Source organism: Bradyrhizobium sp. LA2.1 (assembly GCF_040547725.1).
GTDB classification, from domain to species: Bacteria; Pseudomonadota; Alphaproteobacteria; order Rhizobiales; family Xanthobacteraceae; genus Bradyrhizobium; species Bradyrhizobium barranii.
The window spans coordinates 83,325-105,724 of sequence record NZ_JBEPQI010000016.1; the positions used below are offsets into that span (position 1 = coordinate 83,325).

Consider the following 22,400-nt stretch of genomic DNA (forward strand, 5'->3'; position numbering starts at 1 on the left):
CCAATTTGCCATGATTTACAAATGGCAGCGAGGATGTCGCAGCGGCATTCCCCGCCCTTATGGAAACTATACATACCGGCGATTGGAAAATTTCGTCCTGCGCTGCGACCAATGGGGATCCCTGCACCAGTGCACCAGTGCACCAGTGCACCAGTGTCGCGGATTTCATCGGGTAACCCAGGGCAAGCTGGGGTCGATCACATGACCAACGAAATGACAATGACCAACGCGGTCATCGAATGCATCCTGAGCGGCAGCGCCGCTAAGTACTATGACACTGCCGCCACCTTGAGCGACGCGAAAATTCGCGAGCTGGTACGAATTGGCCGATTCCAGCGCAGTGCCAGAGCGTCTGGCGTCGGTGGTGGAAGCGGGCATCATGCGGGTAAATATGGTGTTGGATTGGGAAATCCCCGCGCGCGACCTGTACATGGAGCACCCGCAGCGCCAGCGCGACGAGGCAGTACGTACCTTTGGCGACGGCGATGAATTATGCGGTCCGCTCCCTAGGCTTGGGTTCGACGCCGATGATCGGTTTTGATGCCGACGCAGCGCTCCGCGAGTTCGGACTGACCAAGGACGAGGTATCGGTCATGCTGTTGCCCGTAGAGGCGCAGCGTCCGGGAAACTGGCCACAGAAGCCGCGCCGTCCTGTCGCCGATGTGTTGGATCTCGTTTAATTGGGGAACCAGTAACTTGCGGGGATTGTGATGCCCAGAATTGCGGCTCTAAAGCCGGAACAGGTGCCGGTCGATTCGAAATCGACCCTCGATATATTCAGCAAAAGCATCGGGTTCACCCCGAATACGATGGCAACCTTCGCGGCAAGCCCAATCGCATTCAACTCATGGGCCACCCTGCTCGGCTCCATGAACAAGGCGCTCGACGTGAAGACGCGTGACAGCATCGGCCTCGCTGTCTCCGAAGTGAATGGCTGCAACTACTGCCTGACAGTCCACAGCTTTACGGCCGATCATATGGCCAAGCTGCCGGCCAATGAAATCATTCTCGCTCGGAAAGGCCATGCTAGCGACCCGAAGCGGGACGCCGCCATCCAGTTTACGCGCAAAGTCATCGAGACCCGTGGCAAGGTCAGTGACGCCGATCTGAAAGCCGTCCGCGATGCCGGCTACACGGATGCACACGTCATCGAGATGGTCGCACTCGTGGCCATGTACTCCCTGACGAACTTTCTCAATAACGTGTTCGATCCCCAGATGGACTTTCCCGTGGTTGCGCTGGCTGGCTCGATCTGAACTTTACCCGGTCGCAACGGCCATCTCCGAGGATCCTCGGAGATGTCATGTGATGCGAGCGTAGCGCCAAAGTCCAGACGCACCCGAGAAAGGTTCTTGGGAACAAGTTTGCCTGAGATTGGATTGATGTTGCAAGGAGTGATCCGCAAACAAACACGGCGGCGCGGCTTCGGGCTGCTGTTCAATGAGCTCACGCCGCGAATCGCGCGACCTAACTCAGGATTAGGTCGTGAGCAGCGCGTCCCTGATCCTGCCCCACCACAGCCTAGCGGATCCGAGCCTAAGGCCGGCTGCGCGCGAGGCAAAACCAAGGTGCTCGGCGCGTCGAGCCTAGGCGGCTGCCTCGTGTTCGTCGGCAGCGCCGTCGTCACGGTCGCGTTCGCCGCCATTGGCCGACACATGCGCCTGTCGCCGCTCGACGTCGCAGTCTGACTTCTGCAAAAAGCATGGGTGGAGCGCTTTTCGCAATTGAATGACCCGCCGATAGCGAACGCATGCACCGACATGGCATCACGTCGCACGGCGGACTTCAGAGTTCAAACCCCGCGCAAGATCGGCAGGGTTGGCTCGGCGTTCATGGCGAGATCCACCCGCACATTTGGTGACTCGCCTATGTCCATCTGACCGTCTTCGCATGCGGAATGCCGGATACCAATGTATGGTCCATCGAGTTAGGTGCACTTGACGCAGGGTAACAGAGCCGCAGCAGCTTCACTCGAACCTTCCGGACGCACTAGAGACCGCCCCTTCAAACCATCGGTCAGAAGCGAAACGCGTCTTCGTTCGTATCAGATCGAAGAGGACGGCGTCCCCGAGCAATTGGGTCATGGCAAGAACAATGCGCAGATTCACGCTACTTTGGACGAACTGTGAACACGGGCTCAGAGCAAGATTCACTCAAACATTCGATGGGACGAAAGGCCCTCGCTCCGCCGGCGCTGCGTAGGCGTCAGTTCGGATGACAAACCGGGAGCGTTCTAATGGAAGAGGTTCCTACTCGATCGCTTGCTCTCACCTCCTGCACGGGGGCGTTAGCGTCGGAAAGCTTTACACGCGGGTGCCGGAGAGAATGAAAACGATAACGATCTAACATTTCTAACGGCGCGCAGGCCGGAATACTCTCCTTATCCATCTCATCGATACTTGGTGGCAGCACGCGTCCTATCGTTCACAAAGCGGTCGATCCGCCGTTCGTGTGCGCAGCCCCTGCTCTCGATGCCCCAAGAACTCGATCGAGCAGCCCAGCATGCAGGAGTTACGCCATGCCCTTTCGCTTTATCGCAAAATCCATCCACACCTACCTAATCGACTATCCTGTTATCATCGTCTTGATGGTCGCGCCATTCCTGCTGAAGCTAGGCAAAGGCGGTCCTGTCGGGCTGTGGCTTTCGGTGGTGACCCGCGCCACGACACTACTGCTGCCGGCTCTCACGGACCACACGACGGGGCTCGTCCCGGTCATCCCTAATTGGCTGCATCTCTGGATGGACGGCGCTTTAGGTGTGGTCACCGCCCCCACCGCTTTCCATTTCACTGGGCTTGCCGCCTGGTATTATTCGGTTCTCGTCGCTGCGGTCTCGCTGACGACCTCAGTTCTCAACGCGCTGAGGTGGGCCGATCGAAGAAGACGATCGAGCAAGCGCAAGCAGAGCTCGCGACCGACCTCTCCGAATCATTCGACGACACCGTTCACTCGCACTCCGACATAATCGAGGAACTCGCGGCGATCGACTACAGACCTAAGAGCGAGTTCGAGGAAGGCTCAGTGGTGAAGCTAAACGGCGGCCTTTGCTATTGTCGTGTCGACAGGCAAGTTTGTGTGCGACGGCAGCGAGATCATGGGCATCTCCACCCAGTCCCCGATCTATGTTGAGTTGGAGGGCAAGCGCGACGGTGACGCGATCTCCTTCAACGGAAGAGAGCTCGTGATCGAGGAGGTCGCCTGACAGCTGCGACACCGAAGGTCGCGAGCGGCGCCCCGGTATAACGCACGGCGACCGTCGCGAAACCGTGTGGGGTGCTTTGCAAGGAAGCGGATGACCACCTCTCGTTTTAGCACTTCGGCATATGCTCTTAGATCACGATGAACGGCAGCTAGCAGTTTTGTCGTCACCAGCGCTGAGCTCTGACCCATAGTCGTGCGACAACCTCGTCACGTCATCGGCAACATTTGATCCGGGCTGTAGAGTTCAGGGCCGCCGACGACGCCGCGCGTTGGATTGTGGGTGATACTGACCTGGCCTTGCTGATCCAAAAAGGGGTGAGTGATTTCAGCGGTTACGATTTATTCGGATTGGGACGATTCGAGGGAGAACACCATGCCATGGACATTGGAGCTCTCTGGTGTCTTCGATGAGAACAACTGGATCTGAAGCCTTGTCTACCTCAGCTCGCAATGCGCTGATCAGCGTCGTCTTGGCTCTGAAGGTGCCGCCGGTCACAAGATTTCTTGCGCGCTTCGGCCGCGCATTTCAAAGCAGCGGCTTGCCTCGAGGTCATAACGCCTGTTGCCACGCAGTCATCCAATGTCAACACCGCGACCGTAGGCATTCGGGTCGCGAACACCGGAGCCGCAGCTATCGGCGGCAAAAGTCGCTCGAAACGCTCTCCAGTCCCTAGCAAGTTCGGCCGAAACACGCGGGCTGGCTGCGTGGACTTCGGCACCGACATGGTGGGCAACCAATCGGACGATGGGCTCCCCGTCTGGAGGGGGCACCATTTCTCCCGTATCTGCCAAGCTACTCCACAGCCGGTCGTTCCAAAATCGCCCGTCAGGGTTGAGCATTACCTCGACGACGGTCGAATCTTCGAGAAAGCAAGCGATAGCGGCACCAAACGTGGTGCGCAGCATGTGAGCACCACGCGAAATCGCTTCCGATTGAATGAAATGATGTACCACCGCCGTCCTCAACAAATGAGGCCGTTTCGAGCGGCATCGGATGGGGATGATTAGAAAAGGCAGGAAGAGTGTTGGTGCAACAATGCAATTATCGGGTTTGGCAGCGCGACATGAAACCGAGTGATTCTGCCGGCCACCTCGCCGGTTTCAGAGGAATAACGCCTCGCCGCAGTAGCTCGGACTAATTCGATCTAATCGTTCATGCGCCCGGAGCCATCGACCGAAAGACTTCGTCGCGAAGATAGAAGTGATGGAAGAGAGCCGCCGCTGCATGCACGCCGGAAACCCAGAGGATGACGTTGCCGAGAGTGGCGTGTATTTTCATGATCAGCTGCCCCAGTCCATGCGCCTTGGCGATCTGGGGGGCGATGTCGAATCCGGGAAGGGTGACGGGAATCCCCTCGAGCCAGGTACCGAGCACCGCCGTCGCTGGAATCGCGATGAGGAGCGCATAAAGCGCGAACTGGACGAGCTTCGCGGCTACAGTCATCCATCGCGACATAGGTTGCTTCGCCGGCGGGCGGTCGATCAGCCGCCATAGCAGCCGCAGCACGACGACAATGAAGACGAGCAGCCCGAGCGTCTCGTGAATCCTGCGGAGCCCGTCCGCCGCGGCGGAATAGAGTGAATAGCCGTCGCCCCTACTGAGCACATATGCGGCCAGAACCAGCATGACGGTCAGCCAATGGAAGGCCTGCGCGCCGGCGCCGTAGCGAGAGGAAGTGCTGCGCAAACCGATCATCTAACTCCGATCTTAAGCCCGCCGCAGCGGTTGATGAACGGTGGCGGCGCGTCGCCAGAGATTTGAGCGCTTAGTGGTCTTGCCCGGCTTTGCCTTGTCCACCAACAGTTCTCCCGTTTCCAGTTAGCTAATGAAACGCTGAACAACGCAGCCCCTTCGCTCCAGCTCCATTGCAGACTCTTCGCACCTACGGGCTGCTCCGACCCTGGGCTCCGCAGCGGTACTCTCGCCCTAGCGGTTGGAGCCGCTTGTGGTTTCTCCCTTCGCGCCATCGCCGCAACGGAGCACAGGCTCTCACGTTCCATATGACAGCCTGGTCGAGCTTCGCGCCGCCCACATGCCGGACGTCGCTCGGAACGGACCAGGCATCCCCCGAGCTGATCCCGAAGGAAGCGTCCCCCCAGTTCTGACATCGCCCAAATCGGTCTTCGACACTTCTGCAGTGGTTTACTTGCGCTCGCCTCTCTCGACCGTGCCCGTCGGAACCGTGTCCTGGCTTCTCCGCAACGCTCACCATCACGGCTCTTGACCGCAAACAGCTTGCGGTGGCTTGAGATGATTGCCGAACCGAAGAGCCCTCCTTCATCTCTCGTCCAGTTGCGCATCACCGGTACTCATGGCGATGCTCGTGACACACGACCCAAGAGCGATGTACGCATGACCCAGGAACGCCTAAAATCTCTCAAATACATGTTGGTCTTCCTCAAACTGGAAGCATGTTGATCACTGTACCAAGAACAAAGCACAGTGATCCGATAAGGTATAGCCAGTTCGCTAGATTGCTCATGCGACAGCCCGTGGATTGACCGGCCGAGGCTCGGCAGGATTGTTCATTTCGGCATGCATCCTCATTTTTTCCATGGCTACTTCCATCTCACGAGGGAGCCGCACGCTGCCAAGCTTTGGCGTCGCTACCAGTTGTAGTCACCACCAGACGTAAGAGAAGCCGGGATAGTCATAGGTCGGATAGCTGCAATACGAGCCATAGGTGGGATACGGGCACGACATCGCACCGAGAGCGCACGTCCATCGTCACGGCTGGTACCGCCGCCTTGATCGACGTGCCATTGATGGGCACAGCAGACCAGTAGGCCGTGGCGGCCACAGCGACAGCAATTGCGAGGCTGCCGACTTGAATCTTCAGGGTAGATCCAGTTCGTGTTAAACATGCCTATCCGCCACCGACTAATATGACCTTGCAACGCCGGCAAAGGTAATCACTTCGCGCCATAAAACCGATAGACGATCGTTATTGTCGCCGCGCCGCGTGATGCTGTAGCGAGGAATGCCAGCAGCTGCGTCTGCAGAGAGACTTCTAAACCAGTTGTCGTCCTTGGACCAATCGAAGTTGCGCGTGCCAACCCGAGCCGTCCGTCCTTGTCGTTTGGAGGTTTCGTGCAGGCGTTGGAAAATGCCGTGCTTTTATCTTTTCCAGTCCCTCAATTGCGACAGGATAAACACCTGGCTGCCCCTAGCCGTCGGTCGCGAGGTAGTTCGACGGGAAGCGCGCGCTTCGGCTCTTCGTTGGTCACCTTCTTGAACTCGTAAACGGTGTCTTGATCGGGCGTTTCGCCGACTGGGACGAGCTGAAGGAAGGGCGTAGTCACGATGCTGCGCTTCTGGCCGACTTCGTAGGGGGCTGAGCGCAAGCCTCGCCTCAGGTCGGGCTCCCAGAGATGGCCGTCCACTTCGCGTCCGCTAATTTAGGGAAGACCTGCAGCTGCGGCACTGTCCCGGTCGGCTTGCTTTTGTCGAACAAGCGCGAGCTGTTGGCTGCACACACCAAAGCCGCTCGTGTCAGCGCGTATTCCGAGCTTTTCACAGAATGCGAGATCTTCAACTTCGATCTCACGATCGAGTTGGATTTTCGCGTTGGCCCGTGTCGCGGGAGCGGAGACGAAAGCGGCGTACCCACCGAACGACATCAGCACCACAATGAAAAATGAAAGCAGGAGCCGCATACCTACACTACCGTTGCTAGCATTAGCATTGACATCGGTCATCGTAGAGTTCCTGTCAAATGGATCTCAGGATGAAATATTCGCAGTACGATTTCCTACGCTGTGAACCTAACCCCATGCGCCAGCGCTCGGGGCGCAGGAACAACTCCGACGGATAATCGGCGCGTTTCTTACGCGGGATTGATCATATCCCGCGCATAGGCCAGGCCGATACCGTATCCGCCGCCGTGAGCCTCCACGATCGCCCGCGCCCCCTCATAGGTCTCGGCGCGGGTCCAGTCGCGCTGGAGTTCCAGAAGGAGCTGGATCCACGACGTCGGCTTCGCCCCCGCTGCCTCCATTCGTCGCATCGCCAGATCGTGACTGACCGGAGTGAGCCCGCCGCAAGCGTCGCCGACGACGTGTACCTCGTACCCCGCCGCGCGCGCGGAGAGCACCGGAAAAGTCACGCAAGCTTCTGTTAGCAGCCCCGAAAAGATCAGTTTCCGCCGTCCAGTCGCCACGATCGCGTCGCGCGCAGCGTCGTCCTCCCACATGTTCATGTTGCGGCGGTCGATCGCCACGACTTCGGGAATCGCGGCTTGAATCGCGGGCATCAGGGGACCGCTGTAGACCTTGGTGGCGGACGTGGACGCCACGATCGGCATGCCGAAAACGGTGGCAGTGCGCGCCAGAGCGATCACGTTGTTCAGAAGCATTTGGCGATCGATCGATCCCACGCCGAAAGCAAGTCCGGCCTGCTGATCGACCAGCACCAAGGCGCAATCCTTCGGCTCGATCGGGATGTCGGGCGTTGCCCTCGCGGTTCCAGGTCCTTGTGTCATGATTTCGTTAACTCCGGATATCGGGGATTTATCACCGCCGCTTCGCTTCTGCTCCCGACAGCACAGCCTTGAAGGCGATCTCGATGAGCTGTTCAGGAAAGGCTAGTCTCGTCACACCGATCAAGTTGCTGGCGCACTGGGGTCGTGCCGTGCCGTATGCATCCTTGCGCACCTTGCCCGCGGCGCTGAATGCAGCGTCGACATCGAGTACATAGAGCGTCTCTTCGACGACGTTGTCCAGCGTTGCCCCGAAGCGCGCCAAAAGCTTGACGGCATTGGCGTAGGTTGCGCGCATCTGCTGTTCCATCATCGAGAACTCGGCCGGCTTGCCGGTTTCGTTGAGAGAAGCAGGCGCGATCAGGTGCCCCTTCTCGTCGTGGCTGAGCTGGCCGGAGACATGGATAGTGTCACCAACCTTGATCGCCTGCGCGTATCCATAAGCATCTTCCCACGGCACACCGAAATAGGCGGCCTCTTTTCCATTTGCTGCGACTGCGTTTACTTCGTTGCTTTGCAACTCGAGCCTCCTGGCTTTTCAATCCGGCATCGCGTCTCGGTGGCGGCACTGAAAGTTTCGGTATGACGATGCTTTGGAAGATGACCTTGTAAAGTCGGCGAGGGAAATCACCTCTAGCCATAGAGTCGATAGACGATCGTTATTGCGGCCGCGTCGCTAACTGGCCGAACTCATGGTCGTTACGACCAATGCTGCAAAGTTAAAATTCTTCTTGCCAACCCGGAGCCGCCCACACATGGCCCATCGCGAAGTGGCGAGACGTCGTTCTGGGTTTAGCCTAATGGGTTGGAGTGAATCAGATTTCCTCGCGCGGAGTTTTTCGCATTTTAGCCCGAAGCCGCCGCTAACGAGCGGAGCGTGTCCGCGCCGCCGGGCGTTTCAGACCTCGACTCGTTCCGCGATGAGAAGCGCGTCGCCCACGTCGCTACCCGAATATCGAACGGCACTCTCAGCCTTTATACTGTCGAACAAGAGTTATTCGTAACGACACCTAACGGTTCCAGTCCGAGCGAAATCGCTTCGAAGTTTGTCAAATTTTGCTGGGCACCTTTTCCAGGCATAGTGATCTGGGGATGATATGAGTAAGTGGGACAAACGTGGAAAGACAGAGACGCTCGCACTACCAATGTTCTGTCGCTGAATCGGCAATCAATGCCGTCGTGTTTGCACAAACGACGTCGCGAACTTCGCTCGGTGAGTTCTGAGAACTTCGTAGATGTCGCGCGAGAACGGCAAGGATTGCGCGGGGTCGGGGCAACCAGAAACGGAAAATGATGAAGGAAAGCGATGGACGTCATTTTCGTTACAGGCGATCGACCAGCGGCCACGGCAAGCCCGGCAACGCCACTCCCGCCGCCGTCCGATTTGATGGCCTCGGGTCCGGTGCAGCCGACTCAAGGGGCAACGCGGATGAGTAAGCCTTCTGAGCGTAATAGGATTGCAGCCCCACGAAAACAACGTGAGACACTGACCGGCAATCTGATGGTTCAGCATGAAGCGTTAGCGGAAATATCTACTAGTAATAAAGCTGTATGTTCCGGTGGCCGCGATTAGTGCGGCGGCGCCCAAGAACACCGAGATCGGATACCAAAAGGTGGGATGGACGATGACGAACGGTATTAAACCAACGGCGAGGGCTGGCGGCATATGGACTTTGAACATCCGTAAAATAGCAATCGAGCAAAGCATGGTAACCGTCACGCCCAAAAATTCTGTGTGAAAGCCCGTGCTCAAGAGTAAGCCGACGGATGCGGTCAGGAAACATACGAGAGGAAACAATACCGGCCGTGACATCCAGCCAGGAAGGTCCGGGTGACCAAATAACTCATAGGCTACGACGATCAGCGGAGGGAATAACAGGAAGCGCAATCCCGTTGTTTGAGCCACGGCTCCCAGCGCGAAGACGAATGCCGTCAGTGCGAAGATCCAGAACCGATCTCTCGGCGGAGTTTCGGCGGTCTCAATAATCCGGCTCTCCTTGCCCCCCTCAGATAGGTAACTATCGGGATCAAGGCGCTTCCAGAACGTCAACGCAATGGCGAGTACGGCGAGTCCCGCGAGAATGGCGGCGGGGTAACCCCAACTCATCACGCCGAGGGCCATTGGAAGCACGCCGGCAGAGATCGCAGCTCCGATGTTCGATCGGAGCAGTTTAATAACAAATAGGCTCAGGAGGGCAACAACAGTTACTGCGAGGGCGCTGTATTCCCAGTGGCGAGTAATCATCACCCCCAGGATCGCGGTGATCGTAGGGGTAGCGATCAGTCTGATTGGTTGGCTTGCCCATTTTCCGCGGGGGCGCGTGAATACATCATACGCTAAAGCGGCTATCTCGGGAAACAGGATAAGAGATATACCCGTGGTATCGACCGCAAGCCCAATTCCTCCCACGAAGGTAACCGCAAGAAATTCGGCAAATAATCTCGTTGTGTATTTCACTATAACCCAATTTTCCCAATTCCCTTGCAGGCGAGACGAAAATAGGAACGCGAACTCGATGTCTAATGACCATCAGTTATTGAATCGATTGCCATCGACGCGGCGTAATTCTTTTCCTTCGGTCCTGTCGAACCCACCCATCGCAAATGACCAATTGTGGCGTCTAGCCAGCGAGCTTACTTGCGACGTGCGACGGCATATTCGCCGAAGCTGCAATCGGACTCATACATACCGGCAATTGGAAAATTTCGTCCCGCATTGTGGTTCAACAACCCGAAGAGGAGATCCCTGATGTCCGAGTCCTTTCCACTCCCTACTGAACCCGAAGGCGTTGTCCCGTCGCGGATCGAGCGACTCAAGTCCGGCAAGGTCAGCGCGTTGATTGAAATGTTCGACCCGAAGTGCGTGTTCGTCGAGGATGACGGGCGAGCCGTCACTGGTCACGCAGACATCGCCGTCCGACTCGAGCGCTTTGTCAAGCCCGGCGTGCCACTCGTGACTAAGATGCGCCATGTGTTCGTCGCCGACGATATCGCCCAGCTCGTGTATGACTGGTGGATCGATGGCACGGGTCGCGACGGCAAGAAGGTGCACCTCAAAGGCACGGCGTGCGATATCGTGCGCCGCGGCGCGGATGGGCGCTGGCGGTTCATAAGCGATAACAATCAAGGGACGGCGGTACGAAAGCCCGGCTGACACCGCGACGGCAGCTCTTGGCGCCGGAGCCACTCTTCTCGGCGCCATCGGGCGAGGCGCGGATCGGCCGCTTCAATCTCGAGGCGGCCATCGCCGCCTTGAACCCGACCGAGCGACGCCCGGAAGCGCTTAAGGGATAGCGACGTTCGGCTCCATAAGCTGTTGTGCGAGCAAACCGGCGTGCGGCGTGAGCGCGGAGAAATCGCGCGCACAAAGATGAAGCTGCCTAAGCGCCCAGGGGTCTTGCATCGGCACAATCGCCAAGCCGAGATGTCCCAAATCTTTGGCGGAAGCCTCCGATAAAATGGCGATTCGACAACCGGCACAGTAGGCCCGCGCCATGACGATAAGCTCCGCCTGCAATGTCCGCCTTGGGTCGAAATGCGAAGAGCTCAACCTGAACAAATCTTGTCCGTTATGCCCGACCAAGCAGACTTCAATGAGAGCTGCAGTTACTTCGCTGATGGGCCACAACTGGACTGACGCCGAGAGCAAACGGCGGCTCTATTCGATCCCCTGATTGGCAGATAAGTAGCGAGGGCAGCACGGCGAGGCCGAGTGCTTTGGCAGTCTTCACGTTGATCACTAGATCAAACTGAATTGGTTGCTCTACTGGCAGAACGGAAGGCATGGTGCCTTTGAGAATCTTATCGACGTATGGGCCACTTCCAGACTCATGCAACGCAAAAAAAGGACCTACTCGATCGGCAGGGCCTTCGTGGCTATCGAACGGTCCCAGTCAGTAATCGCAGCCTTCAAGCGGTTCAACGCATCCGGGGACGCGCCTTTCCACCCTAAGCTCCCCTGCCATCCTGTTTGCCGATCACGCAGCGCCAACCCGCCAGGCGTTCTGCCGGATGCAGCTTCATCCACTCGGCGAGCTGCGGCGCGCCCATGAGGCAGGACTGCATCGAGACGTCGGCGAAGTCCGAGGTGGTGACGGTTTGCTCGTGGCAATGTGCCGGAGAGGAGAGACTGCAGAGCACGGCGATGACCCTGATCACGACTGGAGAGCCCCATCGCTGCGATGGGCATTTGCCCGGATGATCTTGATGGCCTTGGCCACCGTGCGCAGATGCAGGCCTAGCGCGTGGATCACTTCCTTCTTCTTGCAGCTGAGATTGCACTCGAGGTAGCCTCGCACACGCTCGACGTTGAATGCCTCCAGCTCCTTGGAGCCGGGGCGCAGGTTCAGCGCTTCAATGGTACAGAATTCGAGGAACATGTTTGAAGCTACCCACCCGGTCATGCACGCCATTCGCGTTCAGCGCTAGCAGCCGATCGGGCGAATGCTTTGGCCGCATCAACATGCGAAGCTTTCTCAGCTCGCCGCTCGTAGTCGTCGGCAAGGGCCTTAAGCTGGCCCGCAATCGCTGAGTCGGTCATGGTTTGGGCTGCGCGGAGCAAAGTCCGTGCTGTCTCTAGATATGCCTTGCCTCGTTGTGAGATCTGAACCATCACAAAGCCCTCGCGCGGTTCTCTGGCAGCTGGTTGAAGGTGATCTGGAGCCAGCCCACCCAATGGCGGTCACTTTCCCTGCGAGCTCTGAAGCGATCGACGCACTTCTTGGAACAAAGAGGCGTTCGCCACGAGTAGCGCCGGACGAGACCAAACTTGCCTTCACAAACTGCGCATCGTGCGGCACTGCCAGATTTAATGCTTTCGGAGCAGTTGAGCATCGTAGCCTCCTCTTGGCTTTATCGCAGCTGTTCGTCGATCATCCTCTTTCACTGTCGCACTTGATGAGCCTGTGCGCCTTTTCAACGCATGCAGCCTAAGACGATCACGATAAGCAGCTCAATTGAACGTAGGTAATGGTCCGGCATCTAGAGGGGTGACGGAACGATACGAAGGTGTAGGGCGCTCTCCCGTCCATCGCATGCGGCAGCCCCGCCATGAGAAGCCGAAACTAAAAGCAGCTTCCCGATTGCTCCTCATGCGCACCCATCGCCTCAATCGGCGCGATACACCACCGGTGAGGTCACTTTACGCGCGATGCGCGGGGCCAGGACTACCGTTGGCTACCAACGTACGGACGAAGGCGCTGTTTCGATGGTTACTTTCGGTCGTCGTGCAATTGCGCGGCCCGGCCATCTTCTTCGAGCTTCTTGCGCAGAACGAGGAGCGCGAAGTGGATGTGCTCCGACATCAAGTTCTCCGCGCGCTGGGCCTCACGCTTAGCGATCGCATCTAGGATCCGATGGTGATCGTCGTGGGAGCGCGCGATGACCTGATAATCTTCCCAAATGAAAACCCGGTCTGACGCCATCGGAACGTTGTGACACTGCCGCACGAAACTGCTGACGAAGGGGTTCTCACAGGTCTGGATGATGGTCTCGTGAAAATCGACGTTCATACGGCGATAGGGGATCAGATCGTGTGGATCTAGAACACCCTTCGAAAGAATGCGATCACCTTCGGCAACGCATTCGCGCAGCCGTTCGAGCACCTCCACTGAGGCGCCCTGTCTCGCTACGATGCCACACGCCAGCGCCTCCAGCCGCGCGCGCACCTCGAAAGCCGCGCTGATTTCGGCCGTTGAGAACGCCCTTACCGCGTAACCGCGGTTCGGTTCGTAGATGAGCAGTCCTTCCTTCGCGAGTTGCGCAAGCGCCTCACGCAGCGGCGTGCGTGAGACGCCAAGGGCTTCCGATAGCGGAATCTGCTGCAGCCGCGAGCCTGACGGCACATCGCCCGACAGAATGCGCTCACGCAGCAATTCAGTGACATCCGATGCGCTGGTCACAGGGCCTCATCCACATGCGAAGATGAAGATTGGATAAAATATTGTCGCGATCAATGCAATATTGTTGACATTTGCTCAAAATTACCATTGGATTGTATCCAATCAAGAGACCGGGGAGCGAAACGCGTGAATGGTAAGGAGCGGCGCGCCGCCCTCGTGACAGGGGCGAGCGGCGGGATTGGTGCGGCTATTTGCCGAGCGCTGGCCGAAGATGGCCTGCGGGTGGTGGCTCTCGACCGCAGCCGGGACGCACTCGACGGCCTGCTGCCGCAACTCGCCGGCACCGGCCACATCGCCATTGTCGCCGACGTCTCGAACGAGACGCAGGTCAAGGCGGCGTTCGATCGCGCCCAGCATGCATTGGGCGATATCGCCGTCATGGTGACCGCGGCTGGCGTCCTGATGCTGCGGCCCGACGGCTCGCGCAATTTCGTCGCAGAGACGGACCTTACCGAATGGCAGACGACTCAGGACGTCAACGCGACCGGGACGTTTCTGTGCTGCCGGGAATTCGCAAACCGCCTGCCCGCCTCCGTCGGCGGCGGACGCATCGTGACACTGTCGTCCGTTGCGGCCCAGCTCGGCGGCTACAGGTCCAGCGCGTCCTACATCGCTAGCAAATCAGCTGTGCTTGGTCTCACCAAGGTTTTGGCGCGCGAGCTTGCGCCGCGGACCGTCACCGTGAACTCGGTGGCGCCGGGGCTGATCGACGCGCCGATGCTGCGTCTGTCGCTCGATCCCGCCGACGACGAGAAGGCTTCGGCCCAGATTCCGCTGGGACGGCTCGGCACGCCCGACGATGTCGCGGCAGCCGTGCGCTTCCTGGTCTCGCCGGGCGCGTCCTACATCACCGGCGTCACCATCGACGTCAACGGCGGCTACCGGATGCAATAACGGGTTCAACAAAAAAGGGGAGGAACAAGAATGTCGATCAGAGCACCCGGCCGGCTAGCCGCACTGGCCGCCGCATGTTTTGCCGCCATGAGCCTGCCGGTAGCCAGCTTCGCGCAGGAACCAGGCATCACCGACAAGACCATCAAGATCGGCATGTTCGCACCGCTGTCGGGAGCGAACATGGCCTATGGCTTCGACGTCGCGAACGCGGCGCGAATGTATTACGACAAGATCAACAAGGACGGCGGCATCAACGGCCGCAAGATCGAGGTGGTCCTCGAAGATGACCGCTGCAATGCCAACGATCTCGTCGCCGCGGTGAAGAAGCTCGTCGAGCAGGACCAGGTGTTCTTACTCAATGGCGGATCGTGCTCGGCCGCGGTCGTCGCCGCAAAGGACTATGTCGTCCGCTCCAAGATTCCGCTGATCATGCTGAATGCCTCGGGTGACGGGGCGCTCTATCCGCCGACCGACTACATCTTCGGCGCCTTCTCGATCTCGCAATATGCGGTCGGAGGAGCGATCATCGATTTCGCGGCAAAAACCCTTGGCGCCAAGAAGATCGCCTACATCAACCACGACGACGCCTATGGCGTATGGAACCTGGAAGGATCGAAGGCCGACGCGGAAGCGCACAAGGTCGATCTGCTGGTCGAATCGATCAGCCCAACCATCACCGACGTCACCGCGCCGTTCTTCAAGCTTCGCGCCGCCAATCCGGACGCGATCGCGATCGTCACCTATGCGCGCCCCGCCGCCCTGCTGATCAAGAAGGCTTACGAGCTCGGCTTCAACAAGCCGATCATCCTGTCCGTCACCGGTACGGCCAACCTGTCGCAGCTCGCAGAGAATGTCGGTAGCAAGGACGCGCTGAAGAACTTCTACGTGCAGGACGTCCTGGCCGACCTGCCTGGCGGACCGAAGATCAAATGGGTCTACGACATGTACAAGGCGGCCTACCCCGACCTTGCCGCCAAGCCGGACCACCCGCAGGCCTATATGCCCTACGGCATTCCCTCCGCGATGAGCATCGTCAACGCCCTCAAGGACGCCGGTCCGCAGCCGACGCGCGAAAAGGTGCTCGACGCCTTAAAGAAGCAGAACTTCGACAGCGGCGTGATGGCCGGGCCCGTCGTATTCGGCCCGCAGGAGCGCGCTGCGAACAAGTCGACCATCTTCATCAAGTTCGACGGCACGAACCAGATACTGCAGCCCGGCGTCTATACCAGCCGCTGGCAATTCAAGGGCTGAACCGCTCGAGGCCGCGCTCCATCCGCGCGGCCTCGCATCCTCTTCCCCAACCCGGTTCTCGAACGGCGCATTCATGGATTTGCAACTCGCCCTCCTTTTCCTGCAACAGGGCGTCGCCTCAGGCCTCGTCGTCGGCAGCGTCTACGCGCTGCTGGCGCTCGCGATCGTCATCATCTTCAGGACGTCCGAGGTGCCGAACTTCGCGCAAGGCGAGATGCTGATGGCGGCGGGCTATATCGCGCTCTATTTGCTCGTGTTTCGCGCGGTGCCGGCCTGGGCGGCGATCCCGATGACCATCGTCGTCGCGTTCGCCGGAGCGGCGTTGTTCCGCCGCGTCGTCCTCGCCCAGGTCGCCCATGCGAGCGGTAGTCCAGTCAACCTCGTGATTGCGACGCTCGGTCTCTCCTATGTGCTGAAGGGCCTCGTGCGCCAGACCGGCTTTGGCGACACGCCGCGCTCGTTTCCCGCACTGGTCTCGACCGATTCACTGATGATCGGACAGGCGAGCGTGACCCGGCTCGATCTCGTGATTCTGGGCACCGCAATCGCCGTCATGGCGGCCTTCTTCTGGATGTTCGGCTACACCAAGCTCGGCCGCGCCATGCGCTCGGTCGGCATGAATCCCAAAGCGGCTCAGCTTGTCGGGGTCAATCTCAACCGGATCCACACGATCATCTGGGGCCTGTCAGGCGCGATCTCGGCGATCGCAGCGCTGCTGATTTCACCCAAGCTGCTGATGACGGCGGACATGGGCACGGTCGTCACGCTCGGCTTCGCGGCCGCGATCGTCGGCGGTTTCGCCAGCCTGCCCGGCGCCGTGGTCGGCGGCTTCATCATCGGCATCGTCGAGCAGTTGGTCGGGCTGTTCGTATCGTCGCGCGCCATCACCCTCGCTCCGTTCCTTGCCATCATGCTGGTGCTGATCCTGCGGCCTCAAGGCCTTTTCGGCGGCCGCATCGTGATCAAGAAGGTCTGAGCCGCCATGCGCATCATCGGCCTTCTCGCGGCGTTAGCGGGCTTGATCGTGCTGCCGATGGTTTCCAGCGGTTATGTCATCTACCTCGCCAATCTGCTGCTCACCTTCACCGTGCTCTGTCTCGGAATGCACATCGTCATCGGCGAAGCCGGCCAGTTCTCGCTCGCGCAGGCGGCCTTCTACGGTATCGGCATCTACACCAGCGGTCTTGCCAACGCCGCCTTCGGCTGGCCGTTCCCCTTGTCGGTCCTCGCATCGGGTCTCGTCGCCGCGCTGGTCGGGCTGTGTATCGGGACGCTCGCGCTGAGAATGCGCGACATCTACCTGGCGCTCGCCACCTTTGCATTCGGCGAGGCCATGCAATGGGTATTCCTGAGCTGGACGCCGGTCACCGGCGGGCCGAACGGCCTGCGCATTCCACCGGCCAGCCTGTATGGTTTCGAGATCATCAGCGACAGACAGGCCTACCCCGTCGTGCTCGCCATCACCATGCTGGTGATCTGGGCGACGGTCGTGATTGCACGATCACGGCTCGGGCGTTCCTTCCGGGCCGTGCGCGAGTCCGAGGTCGCCGCACTTGCGATGGGCGTGCCGGTCCGGACCACCAAGCTCGCAGCCTTCGCACTCTCAGCCTTCTTCGCGGGCGTGGCCGGCGCCATGTTCGCGATCTATTCGACCTACATCCATCCTGATAGCCTCGGCTTCCAAACCACCATCCTGGTGCTCACCATGGTGGTCGTCGGCGGGCTCGGCTCCTTCTCCGGCGCGATCGGCGGCGCGATCGTCTTCGGCCTGATCTCCGAGCTGCTGCGCCAGGCCCCTTCCTACCAGGAGATCATCTACGGACTGATCCTCATCGTCTTCATGATGTTTGCACCGCGCGGCCTGTTCGCATTCGTCGGCGACAATTTGAAGAGGTTCGCCCGTGCCTGACGCCCTGCTCAAGGTCGAGAACGTCACCGTCCGGTTCGGCGGACTTGTCGCGGTCAGTGATTTCAGCCTCGACGTCGCGCAAGGGACCATCCATGCGTTGATCGGCCCTAACGGCGCCGGAAAGTCGACCACCTTCAACTGCATTTCCCGCTTCTATCAGCCGACCTCCGGCCGGGTCGTGTTCGACGGCATGGACATCACCCGGGCGCCGGCCTCCGAGATGGCCGGCCGCGGCATCGCTCGCTCGTTTCAGAATCTCGAGCTCTTCAACGAACTGACCGTGCTCGAGAACGTCATGATCGGCGCGCACGTCCATTGTGGCGGTTCGTTGAGGGACTGGCTCCAGGCAAAGCCGCCGGTGGTGATGCGCCACATCGAGAGCGTCATCGAACGCACCGGCCTTGGCCCCTATCGCGAGCACAAGGCCAGGAATCTCGACTTCGGCCACCAGAAACTGCTTGAGCTGGCACGCGCGCTTGCGATCCGGCCACGTCTCCTGCTGCTCGACGAGCCTGCCGCAGGCCTACGCAACCGAGAAATCACGTCCCTCGATCGCCTGCTCACCGACCTCGTCAGGACGGACGGGCTCACGGTGCTGATCGTCGAGCACGTCATGCAGCTCGTGATGTCGATCTCGGATCGCGTCACGGTGCTCAACTTCGGCACCAAGATCGCCGAGGGAACGCCGCAGCAGGTGCGCAACGATCCGGCCGTGATCGAGGCCTATCTCGGCAAGGAGGCTGCCCATGCCTGACCTGCTCGAAATCAAAGGCATTTCGGCCGCCTACGGACGCATTCAGGCCCTGAGCAATGTCAGCCTCAAGATGAGCGCCGGCTCGATCGTGGCCCTGCTCGGTGGCAACGGGGCCGGTAAGACCACGACGCTCAATACTATCTCGCGGCTGGTGCCGTTGACCGGCGGCTCCATCCACTTCCAGGGTCGGCCGCTCAACCGCCTGCAATCCCATCACGTGGTCAAGGCCGGGATCTCCCAGGTGCCGGAAGGCCGCGAGGTTTTCCGCGACATGAGCGTGCGCGAGAACCTCGACATGGGCGCCTATGGCCGCAGCGACCCCGCGGGCGTCCGCAGCGATCTCGATCGCGTCTTCGCCTACTTCCCGGTGCTTCGCGAGCGGCTGAAGCAGAAGGCGGGCACGCTGTCCGGCGGCGAGCAGCAGATGCTGCTGATCGCCCGCGCGTTGATGGCACGGCCGCGGCTGCTCCTGCTCGATGAGCCTTCGCTCGGCCTCTCGCCCGTGCTGGTGCAGAAAATCTTCGACATAATCGCCCGCTTGCACGCCGATGGCCTCAGCATCCTCCTGGTCGAACAGAACGCGGCCGTCGCGCTGGCCACTTCGCAATATGCCTACGTCCTCGAAAACGGCGAGATCGTGCTCGAAGGCGCATCCGATGCGTTGCGCCAGAACGAAGCGATCAAGCGCACTTATCTCGGGAGCTGATCATGGCCTCTCGACCCGGACGCTTCGTCGGCAAGGCTTATCTCATAACCGGAGCCGCACGCGGGATCGGTGAGGCCGTCGCTCATCAGCTCGCCGGCGAGGGTGCGGACATCGCGGCAGCTGATCTCGACCCGGCAGGCCTGTCGGCGTTGCAGGCTTCACTGCAGGCCGCAGGCGCACGGGTGGTCGTTCAGGCCTTCGACACGCGCGACGCAGGCGCGACCAGCGCTTTCGTCGCGGATGCCGTACGACAACTCGGCCGGCTAGACGGCGCCATCCCTTGCGCAGGTATCGCCCGTGCTGCAGCCGCGGAAACGATGGACGACAAGACGTTCTCTGACGTGCTCGACATCAATTTGAAAGGCGTCTTCTACACCTGCCGCGCCGTCGGCGAGGTGCTGCTCGCGCAAGGTCACGGCGCGATCGTTACCATCGCCTCCATCACCGCCAAGGGCGGTCAGCCGGGCCGGGCCAACTACGCGGCGTCGAAATGGGGACTGGTCGGCCTCACCAAAACGCTGGCGGTGGAATGGGGCCATCGCGGCGTGCGCGTGAATGCGGTGGCGCCAAACGGCGTCGACACGCCGATGATCCGCGACGGCATTCCCGCCGCCTTTCTCAACGACGTCATGCTGGATCGCACGCCGCTCGGCCGGCTGGCGCAACCCGCCGAGATCGCGTCGGCCATCGCGTTCCTGCTCAGCGACGAAGCCTCCTACGTCAATGGCGCCGTGCTCGAAGTCGACGGCGGACTCACCGCCGGCTTCCTGACCCACCGCCACGGGGCCGACTTCGCGCGTGCCGACGCCAATTCAAAAAACATGGAGAAGAAACCATGACAGATCCTTCAACCCAGCCACCACTTGCACTCGTGACCGGCGGCGGGCGCGGCATCGGCAACGCGATCGCAGCCCGACTGGCCCGGGACGGATTCGAGGTCCTCGTCGTCGACCTCGATCGCGCGGCGGCCGAAGCCTGCGCCGCCGAAATTTCCACGGCCAATGTGACGTCACGCGCAGCCGCCGTCGATCTGCGTCAGCACGATGCGGTCACATCGCTGATTGCAGGGGAACGTCCACTGTCGGCCCTCGTCAACAACGCCGGCATCTTCGACGAGCGCGCGTTCTTCGATCTCAGGGCGGAGGACTTCCGCCGCATGTACGAGATCAACCTCATCGCTCTCTTCAGCCTATCCCAGGCGGCCGCCGCGCGCATGCAGCCCGGCGCCAAGATCGTCAACATCGCCTCCCGCGCCTTTCTCGGCGCAACCAACCATGCCCACTACGTGGCCTCGAAGGCCGCCGTCGTCGGCTTGACGCGCGCAACCGCGATGGAACTGGCGCCGCGCGGCATCCTGGTCAACGCCATAGCGCCCGGACTGATCGACACGCCGATTCTGGCGGCGCTCACACCCGAACGCCTGGGGGCGCAGCTTGCCCTTCAGCCGACCGGAAAGGCTGGACGGCCGCAGGATATCGCCAACGCCGTCTCCTTCCTTGCCTCGCCGCGCATGGATTTCATCACCGGTCAGGTCCTGCTGGTCGACGGCGGCAAATCGCTTGGCGGTGGCCTGGGAATCTAGACATGTCAGCAGCTCAGTTTTCGCCCGGTTTCGATGAAGAGCACGACGTCGTAGTCGTCGGCTCCGGCGCCGGCGGAATGGCCGCGGCCCTCACCGCGGCACATCACGGCCTAGACGTTCTCGTCGTTGAGAAGACCGACAGCATCGGCGGCAGCACGGCGGTGTCCGGCGGAGCGGTCTGGATTCCGATGAACCCGCACAGTCGCGAGGTCGGGGTCGACGACAGCCGGGAGGCGGTGCTCACCTATCTCCAGGCCATCCTTGGCAATCGCATGCGTCGCGACATGATCGACGCCTTCCTCGACGCCGGCCCGCGCATGGTCAGCTTCATGGAGAGCAACACCGCCCTGCGCTTCATCCCGCGCGCCGTGTCACCCGACTACCAGTCGAACCTGGAGGGAGCATCGATCGGCGGCCGCACCATCGACCCAGCTCCGTTCGATGGCCGCGAGCTCGGCGAGCATTTCAATATGCTGCGGAATCCGATCGCCGAATTCCTGGTGTTCGGCGGCATGATGGTCGGGCGCAAGGACATCGACAGCCTGCTCGGCATCCGTTCCTCCTGGGCCAATTTTCGCGACTCCACAAAGCTGCTGCTGCGCTACGGCCTCGACCGCCTGCGCTACCCACGCGGCACAAGGCTGCTGATGGGCAACGCGCTCGCGGCGCGGCTGCTGAAATCCGCACTCGATCGAAATATCCCACTGCGGACAGGAACGGCCGCAACCAGGCTGTTGCTGGACGGGCCGCGTGTCATTGGGCTCGAAGTCGAGCGCGATGGACACGTCTTGTGCATCGGTGCGCGACGGGGCGTGGTGCTCGCGACCGGCGGCTTTCCCGCGAACGCCGCGATGCGGGCCGGCATGCTGCCAAATGCCGATCAGCATTATTCGATGGCCCCGATCGGCAACAGCGGCGACGGCCTCAAACTCGGACGCGAGGCCGGCGCATCGATCGAGACGGACAATGTCGGCAACGCGTTCTGGACGCCGGTCTCGGTCATGCGCAACCCTGACGGCCGCGAGATCCGCTTCCCCCATCTCATCCTCGACCGCCAGAAGCCGGGTGTGATCGCCGTCAACCAGGCCGGCCGGCGCTTTGTCAACGAAGCAACCTCGTATCACGAGTTCGTCGAGGCCATGCATCGCGCTCACGAGAGCGAGCCGACGATCCCGGCCTATCTCGTCTGCGACGCCAGCTTCCTACGCACTTACGGTCTCGGCCTAGTGCGGCCGGCCGCACGTTCGCTTTCGCGCTTCCTCGACAGCGGCTATCTCGTTGCCGCCAACACGGTGGACGAGCTGGCACGCAAGCTCGGCCTCGATGCAGCCAATCTTGCCGGGAGTATCGACCAGATGAACAATGCCGCCGCCAGCGGCAACGATCCCGCATTCGGCAAAGGCAGCACCGCCTATAACCGCTATCTCGGCGATCCCGCGCACAAGCCAAACCCGTGCCTCGGGCCGATCGAGACACCGCCGTTCTACGCGGTGCGCGTGTTCCCCGGCGACATCGGGACGGCCGCCGGTCTGAAGACTGATGCTAAGGCCCGTGTGCTGGACAACGATCGCCGTCCCATTCCGGGGCTGTTCGCTTCCGGCAACGACATGAACTCGATCATGGCCGGCGCGTATCCGGGTGCCGGGATCACACTCGGCCCAGCTTTGACCTTCGGTTACATCGCCGGGCTTGAACTCGCCAACGTAAAACAAGATGAGGCGTAAC

22 protein-coding genes and 2 pseudogenes are annotated in these 22,400 nt (G+C 60.5%); 15 read left to right on the forward strand and 9 right to left on the reverse strand.

Annotated elements, in window-relative coordinates; genetic code table 11:
* The first annotated feature begins 201 nt into the window (after nucleotides 1-201).
* The 5 genes and pseudogenes from ABIB95_RS28255 (at nucleotide 202) to ABIB95_RS28275 (ending at nucleotide 3,202) form a co-directional block, all read left to right on the forward strand.
* Nucleotides 202-680 (forward strand): annotated as a pseudogene (locus tag ABIB95_RS28255) (nitroreductase family protein).
* 30 nt (nucleotides 681-710) lie between these two features.
* Nucleotides 711-1,256 (forward strand): carboxymuconolactone decarboxylase family protein, encoded by a 546-nt coding sequence (locus ABIB95_RS28260; RefSeq protein WP_212102412.1) that lies wholly within the window; start codon nucleotides 711-713, stop codon nucleotides 1,254-1,256.
* 96 nt (nucleotides 1,257-1,352) lie between these two features.
* A complete protein-coding gene (locus tag ABIB95_RS28265) occupies nucleotides 1,353-1,688 on the forward strand; it encodes a hypothetical protein (protein ID WP_354244117.1) in 336 nt (111 codons plus the stop codon).
* Between the two features lie 830 nt (nucleotides 1,689-2,518).
* The gene (locus tag ABIB95_RS28270; RefSeq protein WP_354244120.1) at nucleotides 2,519-2,965 is read left to right on the forward strand and encodes a hypothetical protein; all 447 of its coding nucleotides are present in this window, start codon (nucleotides 2,519-2,521) and stop codon (nucleotides 2,963-2,965) included.
* Between the two features lie 90 nt (nucleotides 2,966-3,055).
* On the forward strand, nucleotides 3,056-3,202 hold the full coding sequence (locus ABIB95_RS28275; RefSeq protein WP_354244123.1) for a hypothetical protein: 147 nt from the start codon (nucleotides 3,056-3,058) through the stop codon (nucleotides 3,200-3,202).
* A 342-nt stretch (nucleotides 3,203-3,544) separates the two neighbouring features.
* Here ABIB95_RS28275 and ABIB95_RS28280 read toward each other — a convergent pair.
* The 6 genes and pseudogenes from ABIB95_RS28280 to ABIB95_RS28305 all read right to left on the reverse strand — a co-directional run.
* Nucleotides 3,545-4,107: pseudogene (locus ABIB95_RS28280) on the reverse strand (P-loop NTPase family protein); the annotation flags it as partial.
* A gap of 247 nt (nucleotides 4,108-4,354) precedes the next feature.
* Nucleotides 4,355-4,897: a cytochrome b gene (locus ABIB95_RS28285; RefSeq protein WP_354244125.1), complete on the reverse strand. Its 543-nt coding sequence runs from the start codon at nucleotides 4,895-4,897 to the stop codon at nucleotides 4,355-4,357.
* Nucleotides 4,898-6,600: 1,703 nt separating this feature from the next.
* Nucleotides 6,601-6,900 carry a hypothetical protein gene (locus ABIB95_RS28290; RefSeq protein WP_212102407.1) on the reverse strand — a complete coding sequence of 100 codons (300 nt, stop codon included), beginning with the start codon at nucleotides 6,898-6,900 and terminating at the stop codon, nucleotides 6,601-6,603.
* 128 nt (nucleotides 6,901-7,028) lie between these two features.
* On the reverse strand, nucleotides 7,029-7,682 hold the full coding sequence (locus ABIB95_RS28295) for a hydrolase (RefSeq protein WP_354244128.1): 654 nt from the start codon (nucleotides 7,680-7,682) through the stop codon (nucleotides 7,029-7,031).
* Nucleotides 7,683-7,713: 31 nt separating this feature from the next.
* Complete coding sequence (locus ABIB95_RS28300; protein WP_354244131.1) at nucleotides 7,714-8,199, reverse strand: Rid family hydrolase; 486 nt, start codon at nucleotides 8,197-8,199, stop codon at nucleotides 7,714-7,716.
* Between the two features lie 999 nt (nucleotides 8,200-9,198).
* Entirely contained in the window at nucleotides 9,199-10,137 is a 939-nt protein-coding gene (locus ABIB95_RS28305; protein WP_354244133.1) for a hypothetical protein, read from the reverse strand.
* Nucleotides 10,138-10,428: 291 nt separating this feature from the next.
* Here ABIB95_RS28305 and ABIB95_RS28310 point away from each other — a divergent pair, with 291 nt between their 5' ends.
* The gene (locus tag ABIB95_RS28310; protein WP_354244136.1) at nucleotides 10,429-10,833 is read left to right on the forward strand and encodes a YybH family protein; all 405 of its coding nucleotides are present in this window, start codon (nucleotides 10,429-10,431) and stop codon (nucleotides 10,831-10,833) included.
* A gap of 794 nt (nucleotides 10,834-11,627) precedes the next feature.
* Here the strand turns inward: ABIB95_RS28310 and ABIB95_RS28315 are convergent.
* The 3 genes from ABIB95_RS28315 to ABIB95_RS28325 all read right to left on the reverse strand — a co-directional run bounded on the left by ABIB95_RS28315 (nucleotide 11,628) and on the right by ABIB95_RS28325 (nucleotide 13,579).
* Nucleotides 11,628-11,837, reverse strand: coding sequence for a hypothetical protein (locus ABIB95_RS28315; protein WP_354244139.1), 210 nt, complete (start codon nucleotides 11,835-11,837; stop codon nucleotides 11,628-11,630).
* Nucleotides 11,834-12,058 carry a hypothetical protein gene (locus ABIB95_RS28320; protein ID WP_354244142.1) on the reverse strand — a complete coding sequence of 75 codons (225 nt, stop codon included), beginning with the start codon at nucleotides 12,056-12,058 and terminating at the stop codon, nucleotides 11,834-11,836. Before ABIB95_RS28320 ends, ABIB95_RS28315 begins: the two co-directional genes overlap by 4 nt.
* Before the next feature lie 831 nt (nucleotides 12,059-12,889).
* On the reverse strand, nucleotides 12,890-13,579 hold the full coding sequence (locus ABIB95_RS28325; RefSeq protein WP_354244144.1) for a GntR family transcriptional regulator: 690 nt from the start codon (nucleotides 13,577-13,579) through the stop codon (nucleotides 12,890-12,892).
* A 126-nt stretch (nucleotides 13,580-13,705) separates the two neighbouring features.
* On the opposite strand from ABIB95_RS28325, the gene ABIB95_RS28330 reads away from it, so the two are divergent.
* From ABIB95_RS28330 to ABIB95_RS28370, 9 genes are all read left to right on the forward strand, one after another.
* Nucleotides 13,706-14,473: an SDR family NAD(P)-dependent oxidoreductase gene (locus ABIB95_RS28330; RefSeq protein WP_354244147.1), complete on the forward strand. Its 768-nt coding sequence runs from the start codon at nucleotides 13,706-13,708 to the stop codon at nucleotides 14,471-14,473.
* Between the two features lie 30 nt (nucleotides 14,474-14,503).
* Nucleotides 14,504-15,724: an ABC transporter substrate-binding protein gene (locus ABIB95_RS28335; protein WP_354244148.1), complete on the forward strand. Its 1,221-nt coding sequence runs from the start codon at nucleotides 14,504-14,506 to the stop codon at nucleotides 15,722-15,724.
* Nucleotides 15,725-15,797: 73 nt separating this feature from the next.
* Nucleotides 15,798-16,700 (forward strand): branched-chain amino acid ABC transporter permease, encoded by a 903-nt coding sequence (locus tag ABIB95_RS28340; protein ID WP_354244150.1) that lies wholly within the window; start codon nucleotides 15,798-15,800, stop codon nucleotides 16,698-16,700.
* Between the two features lie 6 nt (nucleotides 16,701-16,706).
* Complete coding sequence (locus ABIB95_RS28345) at nucleotides 16,707-17,633, forward strand: branched-chain amino acid ABC transporter permease (RefSeq protein ID WP_354244153.1); 927 nt, start codon at nucleotides 16,707-16,709, stop codon at nucleotides 17,631-17,633.
* Nucleotides 17,626-18,387, forward strand: coding sequence for an ABC transporter ATP-binding protein (locus ABIB95_RS28350; RefSeq protein WP_354244155.1), 762 nt, complete (start codon nucleotides 17,626-17,628; stop codon nucleotides 18,385-18,387). The genes ABIB95_RS28345 and ABIB95_RS28350 overlap by 8 nt, the downstream gene beginning before the upstream one ends.
* On the forward strand, nucleotides 18,380-19,093 hold the full coding sequence (locus ABIB95_RS28355) for an ABC transporter ATP-binding protein (protein ID WP_354244158.1): 714 nt from the start codon (nucleotides 18,380-18,382) through the stop codon (nucleotides 19,091-19,093). The genes ABIB95_RS28350 and ABIB95_RS28355 overlap by 8 nt, the downstream gene beginning before the upstream one ends.
* A 2-nt stretch (nucleotides 19,094-19,095) precedes the next feature.
* Entirely contained in the window at nucleotides 19,096-19,932 is an 837-nt protein-coding gene (locus ABIB95_RS28360; RefSeq protein ID WP_354244161.1) for an SDR family NAD(P)-dependent oxidoreductase, read from the forward strand.
* Between the two features lie 32 nt (nucleotides 19,933-19,964).
* Nucleotides 19,965-20,675, forward strand: a complete 711-nt coding sequence (locus tag ABIB95_RS28365; RefSeq protein ID WP_354244163.1) for an SDR family NAD(P)-dependent oxidoreductase — start codon at nucleotides 19,965-19,967, stop codon at nucleotides 20,673-20,675.
* Between the two features lie 2 nt (nucleotides 20,676-20,677).
* The gene (locus ABIB95_RS28370; RefSeq protein WP_354244166.1) at nucleotides 20,678-22,399 is read left to right on the forward strand and encodes an FAD-dependent oxidoreductase; all 1,722 of its coding nucleotides are present in this window, start codon (nucleotides 20,678-20,680) and stop codon (nucleotides 22,397-22,399) included.
* Nucleotide 22,400 lies beyond the last annotated feature (1 nt).

Coding starts and splice junctions, on each gene's coding strand:
- ABIB95_RS28260 (WP_212102412.1), top strand. CDS start 711: ATGCCCAGAATTGCGGCTCTAAAGCCGGAACAGGTGCCGGTCGATTCG.
- ABIB95_RS28270 (WP_354244120.1), top strand. CDS start 2,519: ATGCCCTTTCGCTTTATCGCAAAATCCATCCACACCTACCTAATCGAC.
- ABIB95_RS28285 (WP_354244125.1), bottom strand. CDS start 4,897: ATGATCGGTTTGCGCAGCACTTCCTCTCGCTACGGCGCCGGCGCGCAG.
- ABIB95_RS28290 (WP_212102407.1), bottom strand. CDS start 6,900: ATGACCGATGTCAATGCTAATGCTAGCAACGGTAGTGTAGGTATGCGG.
- ABIB95_RS28295 (WP_354244128.1), bottom strand. CDS start 7,682: ATGACACAAGGACCTGGAACCGCGAGGGCAACGCCCGACATCCCGATC.
- ABIB95_RS28310 (WP_354244136.1), top strand. CDS start 10,429: ATGTCCGAGTCCTTTCCACTCCCTACTGAACCCGAAGGCGTTGTCCCG.
- ABIB95_RS28320 (WP_354244142.1), bottom strand. CDS start 12,058: ATGTTCCTCGAATTCTGTACCATTGAAGCGCTGAACCTGCGCCCCGGC.
- ABIB95_RS28335 (WP_354244148.1), top strand. CDS start 14,504: ATGTCGATCAGAGCACCCGGCCGGCTAGCCGCACTGGCCGCCGCATGT.
- ABIB95_RS28340 (WP_354244150.1), top strand. CDS start 15,798: ATGGATTTGCAACTCGCCCTCCTTTTCCTGCAACAGGGCGTCGCCTCA.
- ABIB95_RS28345 (WP_354244153.1), top strand. CDS start 16,707: ATGCGCATCATCGGCCTTCTCGCGGCGTTAGCGGGCTTGATCGTGCTG.
- ABIB95_RS28355 (WP_354244158.1), top strand. CDS start 18,380: ATGCCTGACCTGCTCGAAATCAAAGGCATTTCGGCCGCCTACGGACGC.
- ABIB95_RS28360 (WP_354244161.1), top strand. CDS start 19,096: ATGGCCTCTCGACCCGGACGCTTCGTCGGCAAGGCTTATCTCATAACC.
- ABIB95_RS28370 (WP_354244166.1), top strand. CDS start 20,678: ATGTCAGCAGCTCAGTTTTCGCCCGGTTTCGATGAAGAGCACGACGTC.